Genomic DNA, 18,071 nt, shown 5'->3' on the forward strand with positions numbered 1-18,071 from the left:
AATGCCTTGCAGTCAGGCCAACGATGCCGAAATCGGTCTGTTTGCGGATCTGATAGCCGCCGATCCGACTTTTTGAGCCAGAAATCCACTGATGCCTGTGGAAAACGGACTCGTGGGTTGGTTTATCAGCAAACTCTTAGGGCGTGCCGTTTAGGGCGTACGGCTTTGGCCTTTCCCTGTTCCCGCGCTCTGTCCGAAGCGTTTGGCCAGCTCCTCCAGCGGCACGTCCTGGAGGCTTTCGGGCTTGAGCCCCAGCAGACGGGCCAGGCAGCGCTTCACCACCCATTCGCTGTCGTCGCCGAAGCGGCCCTGCACCAGTTCGCTGACCACGCCGAGGCTGCGGCCACTGCGGTCGGTCTCTTCGATCAGGCAGGCGCTGGTGGGCCCGGCCAGCTGGCGGCAGGGATCCTTCAGTTTGCGGGCCAGATCGCTCTGCCCTCCAGACGCGGTCTCCACACAGACGCGGGCGAGCCGCTCCTCCAGCTGCGGTTTCATCATCATCAGCAGCGGCCGGGCCAGGCCAGCCTGGGCCGGGGCTGCTGCGCCCAGCCCGCTCAGGCCACCCAGCAGTGCGGCGGCCAGGGGCAGCAGCAGGGATCGGTGCGATCGTCGCTGGGGCTGGTGCATGACAGACCGCCGTGGCTGGAACACTCCCGTTAGTTTTGCGCCCGAACGCTCGCCACCGCGGCCCGCTCCATGGCTGAGTTGCATGCCCGCTGGCACCAGTCGATGGCGGAGCTGCCTGCTGAGCAGTGGCAGGCGCTGGTGGGCCAGCACCTGCCCTTCTATGGCTGGGACTGGCTGCATCAGCTCGAGGCCAGCGGCAGCATCGTGCCGCGCCAGGGCTGGCAGCCCTGTCACCTGGGCCTGTGGCGCGGCGACCTGCTGGTGGCGGTGGCACCGCTCTATCTCAAGGGCCACAGCTACGGCGAATTCGTCTTCGACCAGGCCTTCGCACGCCTCGCCGACGACCTGGGGCTGCGGTACTACCCCAAGCTCGTGGGCATGAGTCCGGTGAGCCCGGTGCAGGGCTACCGCTTCTGGTTCGCCCCCGGCGAGGACGCCGCGGCACTGACCGGGTTGATGCTGGAGCTGATCGACGAGTTCTGCCGCCGCAATCATCTGCTCAGCTGCAACTTCCTCTATGTCGATCCCGCCTGGCAGCCCCTGGCCGAGGCGGCCGGCTGTGCCAGCTGGATCAATCAGCAGAGCCTCTGGCACAACCCCGGCTATCGCAGCTTTGATGATTACCTGGCCAGCTTCAACGCCAACCAGCGCCGCAACATCAAGCGGGAACGCAAGGCTGTGGCCAGCGCAGGTCTGCAGGTCACGCCACTGGTGGGGGCCGAGATTCCGCCCCGGATGGTGGGGCGGATGCATGCCTTCTATGCCCAGCACTGCAGCCGCTGGGGGGCATGGGGCAGCAAGTATCTCACCGAGGCGTTCTTCACGGCGGCGGCTCAGCAGTTGCGCCAGCATCTGGTGCTGTTCAGTGCACACCACGGTGATCCCACCGAGCCGGTGGCGATGTCGCTGTGCGTGCGCTCCGAGCAGGGGCTCTGGGGCCGCTATTGGGGCAGTGATGTCGACCTCGACAATCTGCACTTTGAGGTCTGTTACTACGCGCCGATCGAGTGGGCGATCGCCCATGGCATTCGCAGCTTCGATCCCGGTGCGGGGGGCAGCCACAAGCGTCGCCGCGGCTTCCTGGCCGAGCCGCGGGTCAGCCTGCACCGCTGGAGTGATCCCCGCTTCGACGCGATGCTGCGCCAGTGGCTACCTCGGGCCAATGCGTTGATGCGTGAGGAAATCGAGGCGATCAATGCGGAGTTGCCCTTCAGCGCGGCTCCGCCGCCTCTCGACCAGCGGGCGGCTTAACTTGGAGCCATGGTTCTGTTTTCCCCCGCCAGCGCCGTCGATCAGCGCCGCAGCCTGGATGAGCGGCTCTCGCAGCGCGAGATCGCGCTGGATCCGGCCGGCTATTTCCTGATCAAGCTGGATGCCGAGGCCGGTGAGTTGGTTGCCGAGCACTACGGCAACGGCATCAACGACCAGGGACTGGCCACCGATCCTGAAACCGGAGAGGTCTTGAGCTGCCGCGGCGCCGGCCCCCATGCCCCCCTGGCGGTATTCAGGGGCCGCACGGCCAAGGAACTGGGTGTGGCTCTCACCGAGGGGCCCGGCCCCCACCCGCTCAGCCGTCTGGATCATGCCCTGTATCTCGGGCGTGAACTGCAGAAAGCCGAAGCCTGTCTGGAACAGGGCATCCCCTACATCCAGGACTGAGCCTCAACAAGGCAGCACATCAGCCAGACATTGGCTTTCATTCAGGCGGGCTGCAGCTGACGATCGGCCACCTGGCTGCGGGGCGGTTCGGGGGGCAGGGCCGAGAGCTGGTCCTGAATCTCCCGGGTCACCACCTCGCGATATTCCTGGAAGTGCTCGTTGTGAGCCAGGGTGACGAGGAACTGCTCGAGATTGTCCGGGTTGCAGCGGGCGATCTGGACGATCGAGCGCCAGAACCGGAAGCGGGTATCCCGCTGGAAGCCCTGGCGCCAGATCACGATCAGCAAGGCGCGCACATCGGTCCAGGAGGGTAAAGAGGCCTTGCCGAAGGCTGCGGCCTTCACATATTGCTGCCAGCGGGGTTTGCCCACCTTGGTGTAGTAGTGCGTCACCCGATCGATATACGCATTCGGCTCGTACAGACGGCAGAACGCATCCACATATTCGTTGGCGATGTCGCGGATCGGCCGGGTGGGCACGAAGTTGAGCAGGTTCGTCTGGTTCACGCCCTTGGCATCGGCCTTTTCCTGGATCAGCCGATTTTCCTTCTCGAGGCGATGCCAGAGCCCGGTATTGGGCAGGGCCTGCAACATGCCCATCATCGCGGCGGGGATGCCGGTGCGGCTCACGAACTGCACGATCCGGTCGCCAGCGCCCTTCTTCTCACCGTCGAAGCCGATGATGAAGCCTGCCATCACCCGGATGCCGTAGGAGGTGATCCGGTCGACGGATTCTTCCAGGGAACTGCGGGTGTTCTGGTGCTTGCCGGCGATCGAGAGGCTGGCCTCATCGGGGGTTTCGATGCCGAGAAACACCGAATCAAAGCGGGATTCGGCCATCATCAGCATCATTTCGTCGTCCGAGGCCAGGTCGACGGACGCTTCGGTGGCAAAGCTGAAGGGATAGCCATGATCGATCTGCCACTGCTTCAGAGCAGGCAAGAGCAGCTTGGCGTTGCGCTTGTTGCCGATGAAGTTGTCGTCCACCAGGAAGATGGAGCGGCGCCAGCCCAGGTCATAGAGAGATTGGAGCTCGGCGATCAGCTGCTGCGGCGTTTTGGTTCGTGGCTTGCGGCCGTAGAGCACGATGATGTCGCAGAACTCGCACTGGAACGGACAGCCCCGCGAGAACTGAACGCTCATCGAGTCGTAGGCATCCAGCTCGAGCAGGTCGAAGCGGGGAATTGGCGTGCCCGTCACATCCGGCTTCACACCCTCGGAGCTGAAGCGTCCGCTGGATTCACCCCGCTCGATCGCCTCGATGAACAGAGGCAGGGTGATCTCACCTTCGTCCAGCACCTTGAAGTCGGCCAGCTGCAGTTCCGGGGCGTCCGGAGTGGAGCTGGCGAAGGGGCCGCCCACCGCCACGGGTAGTCCCCGGGCCTTGGCCTTGGCGATCTGGGCGGCCATGTCGGCCTTCTGGACGATCATCCCGGAGATGATCACCATCTCGGCCCAGGCCCACTCGGCCTCGCCCACCTCGCGCACGTTGCGGTCGACCAGCTTCATCTCCCAGGTCTGGGGGAGAAGGGCCGCCACGGTGACCATGCCCAGGGGGGGCAGCAGCACCTTGCGATTCACCAGCTCGAGAATCTTCTCGTAGCTCCAGAAGGTTTTGGGAAATTCCGGGTAGATGAACAGGGTGCGCATGCTCGGCGGGGGAAGGGAGTGAGGAAAAGGTGCTTGCGCAGTCGGCGTCTGGGTCGCCTGGCCAATGGTGCTGGCCACCCTAGGTGCATCCAGCTGGGAGCGCCGATCTCGGGCCTTCTGCTGTAATGGCACCCAAACGCTTCAATCACGGCCATGGGTGCGGCAATCTATCTGGGTCTGGTCGGCGGTGGTCTTGCTGCCGCGTTCATCGCTGCTGTGGTGCTGCGCGGCATCCGGCTGATCTGATCCGCCTGACCTGAACCCAGCGGGTCAATCGACGGGTGGTGGAATCCGCAGGCCGGCGCGCTGGGTGAGCTCCCAGAGCCCCAGCAGCACGCCGATGCCACCCAGCCAGGCGAAGGCGGCGGCCAGCCCGATGGTCATCGACAGTCCGGCGGCGATCAGACCGCTGAGGCCGCCGCCACCGAGGAAGGCGATCTGACCGAGGCCGGCCATCCGGCCGCGCAGCACCATCGGGCTGCCCACCTGGCTGATCAGATTCACCCCGGCCAGCAGCGATGCGGTTCCGGCGCCGATCACCCAGGCCATGGCCAGGGCGAAGCCGGTGGATGTGCTGACGCCCATCCCCACCTGGGCGGCACCCGTGGCCAGCACACACACGCCCATCAGCAGGGCGGGGCGTTGGCTGAGCCAGCTGCTGTTCCGTTGCAGCACCACCCCGCCGCAGATGCTGCCGGCCGCCAGCACGCTGGTGAACAGGCCCAGGGCCTGAGGCGAGGGACCAAGGATCTCGGCGGCCATCAAGGGCGCCAGGCCAGGGTGGAAGAAGCCCGCCAGGCAGGCCAGGGCGGTGAAGCCGATCACATGCCGCAGGGGACGGCCGCAGTCCTGCCAGGCTCTGATCAGGCTGGCGTTCTGACCCGGCCGGCTGCGCTGCTCCATCGCCCGGTTGGGCCGCAGCAGCCAGACCACGGTCGCAATCGGCAGCAGATAGCTGGCCGCATCGATGCTCAGGGCCGCCAGGGGGCCGGTGGCCGCCACCAGCCAGCCCCCCAGGGGCGGGCCCACCAGCTTGCCCACGTTGAACACCACCGAAAAACTGGTGATGTAGCGGGCCAGCTGGCCGGGATGGTCGACCACCAGGGCGCAGTACTTGTTGCGGGCCGTGAGTTCGAAGGAACTGGCGATGCCGGCCAGCATGGTGCTGAGCATCAGCAGCACCACCTGCATGGTGCCGGTCTGCAGCGGAATCGCCAGGGCGCCGAGGGTGCCGGCCAGAAACAGTCCCCACTGGGCGCGGATCAGCACCGTTTCGCAGCCGAGCCGATCGGTGAGCACCCCGGCCGGCCCGCTCACCAGCAGGCTGGGCAGGGCCAGCACGGCGAAATGCAGGGCCAGCACCATCGGGTTGCCGGTGCCGTGCATCAGGATCCAGCCCTTGGCGGTGAGTCCAGCAAAGGAGCCGGCGGTGCTCACGCCCGAGGCGATCAGAAAGGTGGTGCGCTGATGGCGGTGCAGCCTCTCCAGCAGGCCAGCTGGATCGTTCCCCGGGGGTTCGGGGGGCCGCCCGGAAGCCCGGCTCGCAACCGGAACGGCCCGGGGGGCCTGGCTGGAGCTCTCCCCAGGGCTCAAGCGCCGCTCCGGTGGGCGGCGAGGGCGTCGCCCACCATGGCCCTGGCCCCAACCACTTCGCCCTCCAGGTCGTAGATGTGTGCCGCGGTGATCCGGACCGGCACCATGGTTCCCGGAGCGGCGCACAGACCCCCCACCCCTGGCCTGACCCGCACCTCGCCGTCCACCTCAGGGGCGTAGCGGGCGCAGCGGCCGAGCATCTCGCCGGTGGATGGATTCTCCTGCTCGATCAGCACGTCGACGATCCGGCCCACCCAGGCGGCATTCCGAGCGGCAGCGATCGGTTGCTGCAGGGCCATCAGCCGGTCCTTGCGCTCCTGGGCAAGCTCGGGCGGCACCGGGTTGGGCAGGGACGCAGCGGCGGTGCCCTCCTCCGGGGAGAAGGTGAACACGCCCACGTGGTCAAAGCGCTGCTCGGCCACGAAGGCGAGCAGGTGCTGGAACTGCTCCTCCGTTTCACCCGGGAAGCCCACGATGAAGGTGGTGCGCAGCACGGCTTCGGGCAGCTGTTCGCGGATCCGCTGCAGCAGGCCCGCGGTCACATCGGCCTGCCAGGGGCGATTCATGGCGCGCAGCACATCGGGATGGCTGTGCTGCAGCGGCAGATCCAGGTAGGGCAGCACGTTGGGCACCTCCCGGTAGGCCGCCAGCACCTCGGGGGTGAGGCCGGTGGGATAGGCGTAGTGCACCCGGATCCAGGGGATCTCCACCTCGCCCAGGGCCCGCAGCAGCTCGGCCAGCTGGGGTTTGCCATAGAGATCCAGGCCATAGTTGGTGGTGATCTGGCTGATCAGCACCAGCTCCTGGACCCCCTGCGCCGCCAGTTGCTGGGCCTCGGCCACGATCGATTCGATCGGCCGCGACCGCTGGTCGCCGCGCAGCTTCGGGATGATGCAGAAGGCGCAGCGGTAGTCGCAGCCCTCGGCCACCTTGAGGTAGGCCACCGCCTCGGAGGTGGTGCGGTAGCGGGGCAGATGCTCATCGCCCACGAAGGTGGGGACGGCGCTCACCTGGTTGACCCGTTCACCTGCCTCGACCCGCTCCAGCACGCTGACGATGTGCTGATAGTCGCCGGTGCCCACGATCGCTTTGGCCTCCGGCAGGCTCTCGAGCAGTTCCTCCTGGAAGTGCTGGGCCAGGCAGCCGGCGATGATCAGTTCCTTGCCCTGTTCCGCCAGTTCCACCAGGGTGCGCACCGATTCCTCGCGGGCGTCCTGGATGAAACTGCAGGTGTTGACCACCACCACGCTGGCCTCGGTTTCATCGGCACTCACGCCATAGCCGGCCTGGGCCAGCAGGCCGAGCATGTGCTCGGTATCCACCCGGTTTTTCTCGCAGCCCAGGTGGGCGAAGGCCACGGTCTTCCGGCTGGACTGGCTTGGCGGGGACATGAAGGTCGCTGGGTTCAGGGTGGGCCGGCTGCGGGAGGGATGGGCCAATCCACCACCCTATGCAATGGGACAGGGTGTCAGGGGCCTTCGGCGCGTCGCCGGAGGACTGCCACAATTCCGTCAGCGCTTTCCGCCCCCGTGACGTCGAGTCTTCTCAGCAGTCGCCTTAGCAGCCGGCGGCCCAGCGAGCCGAGCCGGCGTTGGGTGTGGGTGGTGATGGCCGTGCTGGCCACCGTGGGCGTGATCGACACCGGCTCGATCACCCTGAAGCGGTGGGGGCTGCTCGGGCCGCTTGTCTGTCCCGGAGGCGCCGAAGGCTGCGACAAGGTGCTCAACAGCGCCTGGGGCACCGTGCTGGGTCAGCCCCTGTCATTGATGGGCTTCCTCGCCTACTCCAGCGTGCTGGTGCTGGCGGTGCTGGCGTTGGTGCTGCGCGGCGATCTGCGGGGCCGGTTGTTACCGGTCGGCCGCTGGGGACTGTTCCTGATCGCCACGGGCATGGCGGTGTTCAGCCTGCTGCTGCTGGGGCTGATGGTGTTCAAGATCCAGGCCTTCTGCTTCTTCTGCCTGCTGTCGGCCAGCCTCAGCCTGGCTCTGTGTGTCTTCAGCCTGCTGCAGGGGGGCTGGGAGGATCGGGGCCAACTGCTCTTCCGTGGGGTGCTGGTGGCCCTGGTGGTGGCCCTGGTGGGCCTGGGCTGGGCGGCCTCGGTGGATCGGCCCGCCGCCACCGACACCCGCGGCACGCCGCCGGCCGTAATCGCCGCCAGCACGCCGGATTCCATTGCCCTGGCTGAACATCTCACCGCCACGGGCGTCGTGATGTACTCCGCCTACTGGTGCCCCCATTGCCACGAGCAGAAGGAGCTGTTCGGCAAGGAGGCCACCAACAAGCTGAAGGTGATCGAATGTGCTGCCGATGGCAAGAACAACCAGAAGGAGCTGTGCGACAGCAAGAATCTGGAGGGATTCCCCAGCTGGGAGATCAAGGGCAAGCTCGATTCCGGGGTCAAGTCGCTGGAGCAGCTCAAGCTGATCAGCGGTTTCTCGAAGTGATCGGCTGCTTAAGCAGTCCTGGGCTTCAGAGCTCAAGCTGAGTGTGGTGGCCTGCCTTCGGGATGGTTCATCTGCTTGCTCACGGGCGCTCTGCGGCTTGGCCGTCCAGGGCTGTCGGATGCACCGGCTGCCCCACCGGCGCCGTGTGCACCGGCTGCCCCAAGGTCTGGACGCTGTGGCGTTGCCAGAAGGGCTGGGGAGCAGGGGCATCGGTGCGGAAGTGGCCGCCACGGCTTTCCTGGCGAAACAGGGCCGCCTCGATCAGGCGTTCGGCCAGCACCAGCCGTTGCTGCAGGTTCTGGCCACGCTGCAGGGCGGCAGCGGCATTCGGTTCGAGGCTGAGCCGATCGCCAGGTTCCAGATGGGCCAAGCGCGCGTCCAGGGATCCGGAGGGCCAGAGCCCGGCACGCTCCTGCACCCAGGCCAGGGCGCGGCGGAGCCCGCTGCCGCTGCGCTCAACCCCTGCCTCCTGCCAGCAGAGCCGCCGCAGCTCCTGGATGCGCGCTCGCAACACCTCCGGATCGGGCAGCGCCAGGACTGGTGCCAGGGCCTCCAGGCTGAGCTGGCGACCCTGGCTGCTGATGGGTGCCGCGGCCCTGTCTGAATCTGCGGGCTGGAGTTGCCTCAGCTGCCGGGCGAACACCAGGCATTCCATCAGGGAATTGCTGGCCAGGCGGTTGGCGCCGTGGACACCGGTGCAGGCCACCTCTCCCACCGCATAGAGCCCGGGCAGGCTGGTGGCGGCCTCCAGATCGGTGGCCACGCCCCCCATCCAGTAGTGGGCGGCTGGTGCCACGGGGATCGGCTTCTGGGTCGGCTCCAGCCCCAGCTCACGGCAGCGCCGCAGAATCGTGGGGAACTGCCGTTCCAGCCGTTCGTCGCCCACAGGGCGCAGATCCAGCCAGAGATGGTCGGTGCGCAGCTCCCGCATCCGCCTGGCCAGGGCGCGGCTCACCTGGTCGCGCGGGGCCAGATCGCCGCCGCTGAGCCCTGCCACCGGACTGACGCCGGCACCATCAAGCAGCCGTCCCCCTTCGCCACGGACCGCCTCGGAGATCAGGAAATGGGGCGCATCCGGCAGCATCAGGGCGGTGGGGTGGAACTGCACGAACTCCAGGTCTCGCAGTTCAGCCCCGGCCCGCCAGGCCATGGCGACGCCATCGCCACTCGACTGCGACGGGTTGGTGGTGTGGGCGAACAGGTGGCCGCCGCCGCCGCAGGCCAGCACCACAGCCCCGCTGCGGATCCAGCCCAGCTCCTGCTGGTGCAGGACCTGCAGCCCCCGGCAACGGCCCCCGGCAACCCACAGCTGCAGCGCCACGGCTCCTTTGAGGCAGCAGAGCCCTGGCCGTTTCAGGGCCCGCCGCTCCAGGGCTTCCACCAGGGCGCCTCCGGTGCGGTCCTGGGCATGCAGCACGCGTCGATGGCTGTGGGCGGCCTCCAGGGTGGTGCTGAGCTCGGCGCCATGGCGGTCGAAGGCCATGTCCAGGCTGAGCAGGCGCTCGACGCAGGCGGGGGCGTGGCGCACCAGCAGCTCCACCGCAGCTGGATCACAGAGGCCGGCCCCGGCCTTCAGCGTGTCGGCGATGTGGCTGGCGAAGCTGTCATCCGGCCGGGTCACGGCGGCGATCCCGCCCTGGGCCCAGCGGCTGGCGGAGCGGGGCTCGCTGTCCTTGCTGAGCAGCAGCACCCGCAGCTCCGGGGGCAATTCCAGGCAGGCCATCAGGCCGGCGGCGCCGCTGCCGACCACCACCACGTCCCAGGAGCGTTGGAAGGGCGACCGCTCGCTTGAGTCTTCTGCTTGCGTCACGGCATCGCCCATGAAAAAAGCCGCCGGGAGGGCCCGACGGCTTTCACCTGAAGCTGATGGTAGGGCTCAGCGGTAGACGCCGTCATTGATGCGATCGAAGCCTTCATTCAGGGCGATCGAGGGCGGGGTCACGGTGAAGTTGTCCTTGAACTTCTCGAACAGTTCCTTCTGGCGTTCGGTCAGATCCAGCTGAAGAACGTCGTCGACGCTCTCGTAGGGACCTCCCAGCACGATTTTGCCAGCCAGGGTCGGATACATGCCGGGATACTGCTGGAAGCGGCGCACCGAAGCATTGTTGAGATCAACTTTGCCTGCAGACTCGGCGATCTTGTCGTCGGCCACATTGCGCAGCTCGTCGGCCCAGGCTGCGGGGGGCAGCACCAGCGAAGCCATCAGCCCGATCATGGCAACCCCGCCCATCAGCCAGGCAACCAGCCGTTTCATCTCCACTCTCCGTTGAATACGGGACATTGAATCCGGGACCTGAGGCGACAGGGAGCCGCCAGGCCAACAACGTTACAGATCTCTCCTTCTGCCAGCCCCGATGGGGCCGCTGGCATTTGCAGAACTTCAGCTTTGCCTGGAGCCAAACGCCCGGGGCCAGTCACCTGGAGCCAGCCGGTTCAGACCAGACCGGAGAGATGGGGGGCCAGAAGCGCCGCCAGCAGGAACAGCCCATCGACCACCAGCGTGGTGAGCAGGCTTGACGCTGCCACCCGGCAGGCCGTGCCCCGTTGCCAGATCTGACGGCAAACCAACCCGATTGCAACGGCCGCCAGCAACACACCGCAGAGGGCCAGGGGCTGAAGCACCTGGCGCGCTGCGGTGTGCAGCAGCAGGGGGGCCTGATCCGGACTGGCCTGCAGCACGATCGTCCAGTGGGCCATGACTCCCGTCAGGGCCATCACGGCATCGGTGGCGGCGGTTCCCAACAGGGATCCGAGGTAGAAGGCACAGGCCAGCCGCCAGCGACCTGCCAGCCCGGTCAGAGCCAGCGGCAGGGCGAAGGCTTCAATCGGCAGATGCCAGAGCGGATGGAGGCGGCACCAGCCCCAGAACAGTGAGCCGGCCAGCCAACTGCCGCTGAACCCCACCAGCAGGGCCCCGGCCTGGCTCCATCGTTCCTGTGCCTGACGTTCCAGCACGAGGCCCAACAGGAGCAGGACGCCGGTGAACAGGGCGGAGCTGGCCGGGGCGAAGCGCACCCAGGGAGCCTGCAGAAACACCGGCAGACTCACCAGCAGGGCCGCCAGCCAGGGTGCCGACGTGGCCTGGATGGCAGCCAGGCCAGGCCCACGCGGCTCGGCGCGCTCCAGGCTCCGCAGCAACGGCCCCAGGGTGAGAGGCCCCACGCTGGAGGGGGGGTGCAGGCTGGAGGGAACCCCGATCACCAAGGATGTGAAGAAAGTTGGCCAACCTTAAAGGTGGAGCCGACCCTGGTGAGGGGCGGCCGGCCGCCATAGGGTCGGGATTGGTGCTCGTCTTCCTGCATGGCCTCCTCCGGCATGGCTTTCGGCGGCATTCCCTTCGGCGTCGCTGCCGACTCCGCCGGGGCCGGCGCCCTCGACCTCTGGACCGCCTGCTGGCATGCGCTGGTGCTCGGGGTGGTGCAGGGACTCACGGAATTTCTGCCGATCAGCAGCACCGCCCATCTCAAGGTGGTTCCTGTCCTGCTGGGCTGGGGAGATCCCGGTGTCGCCGTGACGGCGGTGATTCAGCTCGGCAGCATCGCGGCGGTGCTCGCCTATTTCCGCGATGACCTCCGCACGGTGGCCCTCGGGATGATCGAGGCCAGCCGCCGCCGCGATTGGAGCGATCCTTCCGCCCGTCTCGGGGTGGCGATTCTGGTCGGCACCGTGCCGATCGTTGTGGCTGGTCTCTCGATCAAACGCTTCTGGCCGGGCTACGAGACATCCCTGCTGCGCAGCCTCCCCTCAATCGCCATCGTCTCGATCGTGATGGCCCTGCTGCTGGCCCTGGCCGAGCTGCTCGGCCGCCGCCGCCGCACCATCGACGACACCCTCCCCCGTGATGGTGTCGTGGTGGGACTTGCCCAGGCCCTGGCGCTGATTCCCGGGGTCTCCCGCTCCGGCAGCACCCTCACCGCCGCCCTGTTCGATGGCTGGCAGAGGCCTGCAGCCGCGCGCTTTTCCTTCCTGCTCGGCATCCCAGCCATCACCCTGGCTGGCCTGGCCGAGATCAAGGGCGCCCTGGAGGCGCCGGCCGGTGGCGGTCTGGTGCCGATGCTGCTGGGCATTCTCTCGGCGGCCCTGGTCTCCTGGTTGGCGATCGCCTGGTTGCTGAGCTTCCTGCAGCGCCACAGCACCTGGATCTTCGTGGGGTATCGACTGCTATTCGGTCTGTTTCTCCTGCAGTGGGTGTCTCGCTCCGGTCCCTGAACACCGCTTTCTGGGGCAGGTTCGCTCCGCTGCCCCAACCTTCTGACCCCTACCCCCTGGATTGAGCCGTGTGGACTGAACTGAGTGCCGAGGCCACTGCGGCGGCCAGGGAGCGCGACCCTGCAGCAGCTGCCGGTGAGATCAGTGGGATTCCGGGCCGCCAGCCGATGCCGGCGGAGGTGGCCAGCGTCGAGCCGGGCTCGATTGCCGAGGAGCTTGGCTTCCAGCCGGGGGATCGTCTGGTCAGCATTAACGGGGTTCGGCCGCGGGATCTGATTGATGTGCAGTTTCTCTGCGGTGACGAGGACCTGGCCCTGGAGGTGCTCGATCCCGATGGAACCAGACACCTCGTGGAGTTGGAGAAGGACGCCGACGAGGGGCTGGGCGTGGGCTTCACCGAGGCGCTGTTCGATGGCCTGCGCCAGTGCAACAACCACTGCCCCTTCTGTTTCATCGATCAGCAGCCACCCGGCCGGCGCGACAGCCTCTATCTCAAGGACGACGACTATCGGCTCAGCTTTCTTTACGGCTCCTATCTGACGCTCACCAACCTCACGGCCGCGGATTGGCAGCGGATCGAGCAACAGCGCCTCTCGCCGCTCTACGTCTCTGTGCATGCCACCGATCCAGGGTTGCGCAGTCGCCTGCTGATCAATCCCCGCGCCGCTCTGCTGCCGCAGCAGCTGAGCTGGTTTGCCGAACGGCAGTTGCAGATCCATGCCCAGGTGGTGGTCTGCCCTGGCCTCAACGATGGCGATGCCCTCGAGCGCACCTTGCGGGATCTGGCTGGTTTCGGCGCCGGCGACTGGCCCGCCGTGCTCTCCACCGCTGTTGTGCCGGTGGGGCTGACCCGCTTTCGGCCGGCGGGAGATTCGCTCGTGCCGGTGGATCGGGCCTGTGCCAAGGCTGTGATCGAGCGAGTTGAGCCCCTGCAGCGCGAGTTTGCCGGCCGGCTGGGCAGCCGCTTTGCCTGGCTCTCGGATGAGTGGTATCTGATCGCCGGACTGCCCCTGCCGCCCCGGGTCACCTACGAAGATCTGCCTCAACAGGAGAACGGCGTCGGCAGTATCCGCGCTTTTCTTGAGCAGCTCAATGCCGCCACCACGGCCCTGCCGGCGGCGGTGACCCCCGTCCGGCACTACAGCTGGGTGGTGGGCAAGCTGGTGTCCGAGGCCCTGCAGCCGGTGGTGGAGCGGCTCAATGCCGTTGCGGGGCTCACCCTGACCTTGCACGGGTTGCCCAGCCCCTACTGGGGCCAGGACCAGGTGGTCACCGGGCTGCTCACCGGCTCGGATCTGGTCGACGGCCTGGCGGATCGTCCGCTTGGCCAGGCGTTGCTGCTGCCGCGAGTGATGCTGCGCCAGGGCGAGCCGGTCTTTCTCGACGACATGACGCTGGATCAGCTCTCGGTCCGACTGCCGGTGCCGCTCCACCTGCTGGAAGGGGCGGACGATCTGGTGTCCGTCTGCCTCGGCAATCCGGTGGGAGCTGCTTAAGCTGCGGCCGACGGATTGGATTTGACAGACGGCGTGACGCGCTCCTTGCTCCTGCGTGCAGCTCTGATCGCCATGGTGGGCCTCCCTGCGGGGGCTTCGGTGGCGCATGCGGAGTCCAGGTCTCTGACGGCTGCGCCGCCGGAGACCGCGATCGCTGCTGGAGGAAGTCCCCCGGAGTCCGCAACGGAGGCTCCTCTCGCTGCTGATCCTGCTCCGTCCGGGGCAACCGTTGATCAAGCGCTTCCGGTCCAGCCCGAGCCCTTGCCGCTGGCGCCTGAGGTCAAGGGTCCGCGACCCAAATCCGATCCCTCGGTCCTGCCTCCGGCTGCGACCAAACTCGATCCACATCTCCAGCCCCTGTCGGCCCCCGCCTCGCTCGGTCTGCCGATCAAGACCGATCAGGTCCGCATCAATGAGCTGCGCCCTCTGGGCCTCGGCGAGGTGGAGCAGCTGGCGGAGGTCAACAACCCCAATCTCAAGGCCCTGGCCAGCCAGGTGGAGCAGGCCCAGTCGAATCTGCGCGCCCAGATCGCCCTGTGGTACCCGAATCTCAATCTCAACGCAGGGTCTTTCCCCAGCTACACCGGCGGCCAGCAATACAGTTCCAGCATCACCGGCACGGGGCAGGAGCAGGGCAACACGATCACCAGCATCTGGAACATGGAGGCCAGCCTCCAGGCCACCTGGTCCCTGATCAACCCCACCCGGGTGCCACAGATTGCCGCGGCCCGCGACCAGTTTGAGCAGGCCAAGAACCAGTACCTGATTGGTCTTCGCGACCTCCGTCTGCAGGCGGCCCAGGCCTATTTCGATCTGCAGGAATCCGATGAACAGGTGCGCATCGGTCAGGAGTCGGTCCGGGCATCGGTGGTGAGCCTGCGGGACGCCCGGGCCCGCTTCCAGGCCGGCGTGGCCACCAAGCTGGAGGTTCTGGAAGCCGAAACCCAGCTGGCCCGCGACCAGCAGCTGCTCACCAGCTCCCTGGCGGCCCAGTCGATCGCCCGCCGCACCCTTGCCGCCCTGCTGGACCTGCCCCAGACCGTGACTCCCACGGCCAAGGATCCGGCCCGGGTGCTGGGAACCTGGTTGCCCTCCCTGCAGGAAAGCATCATTGCGGCCTATGCCTTCCGCGAGGAGCTGGATCAGGCTCTGCTCGACATTTCGATCGCTAACAGCCGTGCCAATGCCCAGCTCGGCGAGGTGCAGCCGTTCCTGAACATCGTCAACACCCTGCGGGCAGGTCGCTCCCGCGGTTACGAGTTCGTGCAGGTGCCGATTCCGAGTGAGATCGGCTGGAACGTCGACAACAGCATCGGCCTCAACCTCAGCTGGAACCTCTTCGATGGCGGCCGAGCCCGAGCCCTGTACCGCCAACAGAAGCAGGTGGCGGAGGAGAACCGCTTCCGCTTCGCCGAGCAGCGTGATTCGATCCGCCAGGAGGTCGAAGTCAGCTTCTACGAGTTGCAGAAGAACAACCGCAACATCCTCACCACCACGCGCGAGGTGATCTCGGCCCGGGAGGCCCTGCGTCTGGCCCGTCTCCGTTTCCAGGCCGGTGTGACCACCCAGCGGGAAGTGGTGGACAACCAGCGTGACCTCACCAACGCTGAGGTGCGTTATGCCACCGCCATCAGCGACTACAACCGCAGGCTGGCCGAGATGCGTCGCCGCACCGGCCTCGATCAGATCGCCCTCTGCAAGCCCCAGGTCCTGCCGGCTGAGAAACCCACCAACACCGGTGAGATCGTGGTGCCTGTGGAACCCCAGCCCCTCGAACCGGGCTGTGCCTTCAACGTCAATCCGGTCAATTGAGTCGTCTCTCCTGAGCCATGGCCTCGGCCGCTCCGCCCCTTTCGCCGCTCCGTTGGATCGATGTGCTGCGGTTGAGCCTCTTCCAGGGCTGCGTTGGTGCGATGGCGGCGGTGTTTGTGGGGATGCTGAATCGGGTGATGATCACCGAGCTGGCCTTGCCGGCCCTGCTTGTGGGAGGCGCCCTGGCCTGTGAGCAGTTTGTGGCCCCCAGTCGTGTGCTGTTCGGCCACCTCTCCGACAACCACCCGATCGCCGGTCGCCATCGACTGCCCTACATCCTTCTGGGGGCGGTGTTGTTCAGCCTCCTGGCCCTGCTTGCGGTACCGCTGGTCTTCCATACCGCCCGCCTTCTCGATGGCGGCATCGGACTGACGGCAGGGTTGTCGATCGCCGCCATCGCCGGTCTCTTCGCCCTTTATGGGCTGGCCGTCTCCATGGCCACCACCCCCTACCTCGCCCTGGTGATCGATCGCACCACCGAAACCCAGCGGCCCCGGGCGGTGAGCCTGCTGTGGTGCATGCTCACGGTGGGGATCATCGTGGCCTCGATCGCGATTCGCCTCTCGCTGCGCTCCCTGGATGGGGTCACCGATCCCGCCGTGCTCGAGCCAGTACTGACGGTGTTCATGCAGCGTCTGGTGCTGGTGGTGCTGGCACTCACCCTGCTGGCCATCGCCGGCATGGAGCCCGCTCGGCTTCCCCAGAGCGTGGCGTCACGTCGTGACGAGGCCATCACCATTGGTCAGTCCTGGGCCCTGATCACCTCCAGCCGCCAGGTGGCCGTGTTCTTTGGCTTCCTGGTGCTGTTCACCCTGGCCCTGTTCATCCAAGACCCCATCCTTGAGAGCTTCGGCGGTGAGGTGTTCGCCATGCCGATCTCTGCCACGGCCCTGCTCACCACCTTCTGGGGGGTCGGCACCCTGCTGGGCCTTGTCATAGCGGGGATCTGGGTGGTGCCGCGATTCGGCAAGCTGCCCACGGCCCGGCTTGGCTGCCAGCTGATCCTGGTCAGCCTGCTGCTCCTGATGGTCAGTGGCGTGGTGGGCCAGGTGGCTTTTCTGAAGCTGGTGATGCTGATCTTCGGGCTGGCGTCCGGTATCGCCACCAACAGCGCCCTGTGTCTGATGCTGGATCTCACCCTGCCCCAGGCCGCCGGCACGTTTGTGGGGGTCTGGGGTCTGGCCCAGGCTCTCTCCCGTGCCCTCGGCAAGCTGGTGGGTGGTGGTCTGCTCGATCTGGGTCGGTTTCTGTTCCCTGGTGCGTCTTCCCTGGCTCCTTACCTGCTGGTCTTTGGGATCGAAGCGCTCGTGGCCTTTGCCGCCATCCTGTTGCTGAGTCGCCTCAATCTGCGCCAGTTCAGGGAAGATACGGGACGAAGCCTGAGCAGGGTGCTCGCTCTGGAGCTCGGATGACCGAATCCCCCGTCCTCTCCTCTCCCCTTGATCCTGCCCTTGATGCGCTGGTCGATCGGGTGGCAGACCGGCAGCGGCGGGATTTCGGTCACATGGCTTCCGATCTGAAGGCCGACGGCACCCTGATCACGGCATGTGATCGCTGGAGCGATGCCACCTTGGTGGAGGGCCTGCAGCGGATCTATCCCGAGGATGGGGTCCTCAGTGAGGAGGGCCGTCAGATCGTTCCCGACACCCCGAGCTTCTGGGTCGTGGATCCGCTGGATGGCACCACAAACTTTGCCGCCGGCATCCCCTACTGGGCGATTTCGCTGGCCCGATTCGAGCGGGGCCGCCCCGTGCTGGCGGTGCTGGATGTGCCCCCGTTGCGTCAGCGCATTGTGGCGATCCGCGGCGAGGGGGCCTGGCGCAATGGAAAGAGGCTGGAGCCGCCTTCCTTGCAGGCGCGCACGGCGGGCTGCGCGTCTCTGTGCAGTCGATCGATCGGGGTGCTGCAGAAGCTGCCGAATCTCCGCTTCCCCGGCAAGATCCGCCTGCTGGGGGTCGCGAGCCTCAACCTGGTGAGTGTGGCCATGGGGCAGACCGTGGCGGCACTGGAAGCCACCCCGAAGATCTGGGATCTCGCCGCGGCCTGGCTGGTGCTGGATGAATTGGCCTGCCCGCTGCGCTGGCTCGATGCGGAGCCCCAGTTTCTCAAGAGCGGCAGTGATCAGGCCTCCCAGGACTATCCGGTGCTGGCCGCGGACAGCGAGGAGAGCCTGGAGAGATTTCTGCCCTGGGGTGAAGCCCTGCTGGATTGACCCTCCCGCCGCTGAGCCTGTCGGGCTGAGGCTGCACCTGGCTCAGCGAGGCAACGGCTTGCCGGATGCGAGGCAGATGGGTTATGGTTTTGGACTGCGCAGCACACCGGGAGCGAGAGCACCGGCGGAAGCGCAGAGTCTTCAGTGCTGCGAGGCTCTGAGGGCGAGTGCCGTTTGCCTGCAAGGGTGAAGGGTGCGTGCTTACGACGAAGGAGGCGCGAGCCACCGATGTTGTAGGTTTCCTGAGTCGCTGAGAGGCGACGCGCCGAGACGACCCCGAGCCGAGAGGCCAAGGGAGTTGAGGCAGCACCTGGACAATTGAAAAGTTTAGGAACTGACGCTTCTACCGCGTCATTCTGATCGGATCGAA

16 protein-coding genes are annotated in these 18,071 nt (G+C 66.7%); 9 read left to right on the forward strand and 7 right to left on the reverse strand.

What is annotated here, in order from left to right:
- Nucleotides 1-150 precede the first annotated feature (150 nt).
- Entirely contained in the window at nt 151-627 is a 477-nt protein-coding gene (locus KQ310_RS11835; RefSeq protein ID WP_259721934.1) for a hypothetical protein, read from the reverse strand.
- 69 nt (nt 628-696) lie between these two features.
- Here KQ310_RS11835 and KQ310_RS11840 point away from each other — a divergent pair, with 69 nt between their 5' ends.
- Together KQ310_RS11840 and KQ310_RS11845 are read left to right on the forward strand one after the other, a co-directional pair.
- Entirely contained in the window at nt 697-1,878 is a 1,182-nt protein-coding gene (locus KQ310_RS11840; protein WP_259721935.1) for a GNAT family N-acetyltransferase, read from the forward strand.
- Nucleotides 1,879-1,887: 9 nt separating this feature from the next.
- Nucleotides 1,888-2,286, forward strand: a complete 399-nt coding sequence (locus KQ310_RS11845; protein WP_259721936.1) for a DUF4346 domain-containing protein — start codon at nt 1,888-1,890, stop codon at nt 2,284-2,286.
- Nucleotides 2,287-2,327: 41 nt separating this feature from the next.
- On the opposite strand, the gene KQ310_RS11850 is transcribed toward KQ310_RS11845, so the two are convergent.
- Entirely contained in the window at nt 2,328-3,935 is a 1,608-nt protein-coding gene (locus KQ310_RS11850; RefSeq protein ID WP_259721937.1) for a B12-binding domain-containing radical SAM protein, read from the reverse strand.
- A gap of 153 nt (nt 3,936-4,088) precedes the next feature.
- On the opposite strand from KQ310_RS11850, the gene KQ310_RS11855 reads away from it, so the two are divergent.
- Nucleotides 4,089-4,181 (forward strand): cytochrome B6, encoded by a 93-nt coding sequence (locus tag KQ310_RS11855; protein WP_197158627.1) that lies wholly within the window; start codon nt 4,089-4,091, stop codon nt 4,179-4,181.
- Nucleotides 4,182-4,205: 24 nt separating this feature from the next.
- Here KQ310_RS11855 and KQ310_RS11860 read toward each other — a convergent pair whose 3' ends face one another.
- A complete protein-coding gene (locus KQ310_RS11860) occupies nt 4,206-5,426 on the reverse strand; it encodes an MFS transporter (protein ID WP_259721946.1) in 1,221 nt (406 codons plus the stop codon).
- A 98-nt stretch (nt 5,427-5,524) separates the two neighbouring features.
- Entirely contained in the window at nt 5,525-6,919 is a 1,395-nt protein-coding gene (rimO, locus tag KQ310_RS11865; protein WP_259721938.1) for a 30S ribosomal protein S12 methylthiotransferase RimO, read from the reverse strand.
- A 138-nt stretch (nt 6,920-7,057) separates the two neighbouring features.
- Here rimO and KQ310_RS11870 point away from each other — a divergent pair, with 138 nt between their 5' ends.
- Nucleotides 7,058-7,972, forward strand: coding sequence for a vitamin K epoxide reductase family protein (locus tag KQ310_RS11870; RefSeq protein WP_259721939.1), 915 nt, complete (start codon nt 7,058-7,060; stop codon nt 7,970-7,972).
- A 79-nt stretch (nt 7,973-8,051) separates the two neighbouring features.
- On the opposite strand, the gene nadB is transcribed toward KQ310_RS11870, so the two are convergent.
- The 3 genes from nadB to KQ310_RS11885 all read right to left on the reverse strand — a co-directional run bounded on the left by nadB (nt 8,052) and on the right by KQ310_RS11885 (nt 11,173).
- On the reverse strand, nt 8,052-9,794 hold the full coding sequence (nadB, locus tag KQ310_RS11875; protein WP_259721940.1) for an L-aspartate oxidase: 1,743 nt from the start codon (nt 9,792-9,794) through the stop codon (nt 8,052-8,054).
- Between the two features lie 54 nt (nt 9,795-9,848).
- Nucleotides 9,849-10,226, reverse strand: coding sequence for a photosystem II complex extrinsic protein PsbU (psbU, locus tag KQ310_RS11880; protein ID WP_259721941.1), 378 nt, complete (start codon nt 10,224-10,226; stop codon nt 9,849-9,851).
- Between the two features lie 179 nt (nt 10,227-10,405).
- Complete coding sequence (locus tag KQ310_RS11885; RefSeq protein ID WP_311134734.1) at nt 10,406-11,173, reverse strand: DUF3120 domain-containing protein; 768 nt, start codon at nt 11,171-11,173, stop codon at nt 10,406-10,408.
- A 114-nt stretch (nt 11,174-11,287) separates the two neighbouring features.
- Here KQ310_RS11885 and KQ310_RS11890 point away from each other — a divergent pair, with 114 nt between their 5' ends.
- The 5 genes from KQ310_RS11890 to KQ310_RS11910 all read left to right on the forward strand — a co-directional run bounded on the left by KQ310_RS11890 (nt 11,288) and on the right by KQ310_RS11910 (nt 17,701).
- Nucleotides 11,288-12,181, forward strand: a complete 894-nt coding sequence (locus KQ310_RS11890; RefSeq protein ID WP_399238238.1) for an undecaprenyl-diphosphate phosphatase — start codon at nt 11,288-11,290, stop codon at nt 12,179-12,181.
- 68 nt (nt 12,182-12,249) lie between these two features.
- Complete coding sequence (locus KQ310_RS11895) at nt 12,250-13,677, forward strand: TIGR03279 family radical SAM protein (protein WP_399238235.1); 1,428 nt, start codon at nt 12,250-12,252, stop codon at nt 13,675-13,677.
- Between the two features lie 72 nt (nt 13,678-13,749).
- Complete coding sequence (locus tag KQ310_RS11900) at nt 13,750-15,489, forward strand: TolC family protein (RefSeq protein WP_259721943.1); 1,740 nt, start codon at nt 13,750-13,752, stop codon at nt 15,487-15,489.
- A gap of 17 nt (nt 15,490-15,506) precedes the next feature.
- On the forward strand, nt 15,507-16,901 hold the full coding sequence (locus KQ310_RS11905; RefSeq protein WP_259721944.1) for a BCD family MFS transporter: 1,395 nt from the start codon (nt 15,507-15,509) through the stop codon (nt 16,899-16,901).
- A complete protein-coding gene (locus KQ310_RS11910; protein WP_259721945.1) occupies nt 16,898-17,701 on the forward strand; it encodes an inositol monophosphatase family protein in 804 nt (267 codons plus the stop codon). Before KQ310_RS11905 ends, KQ310_RS11910 begins: the two co-directional genes overlap by 4 nt.
- The last annotated feature ends 370 nt before the right edge of the window (nt 17,702-18,071 follow it).

It is taken from the genome of Synechococcus sp. CS-1328 (assembly GCF_025128095.1).
GTDB lineage: Bacteria > Cyanobacteriota > Cyanobacteriia > PCC-6307 > Cyanobiaceae > CBW1002.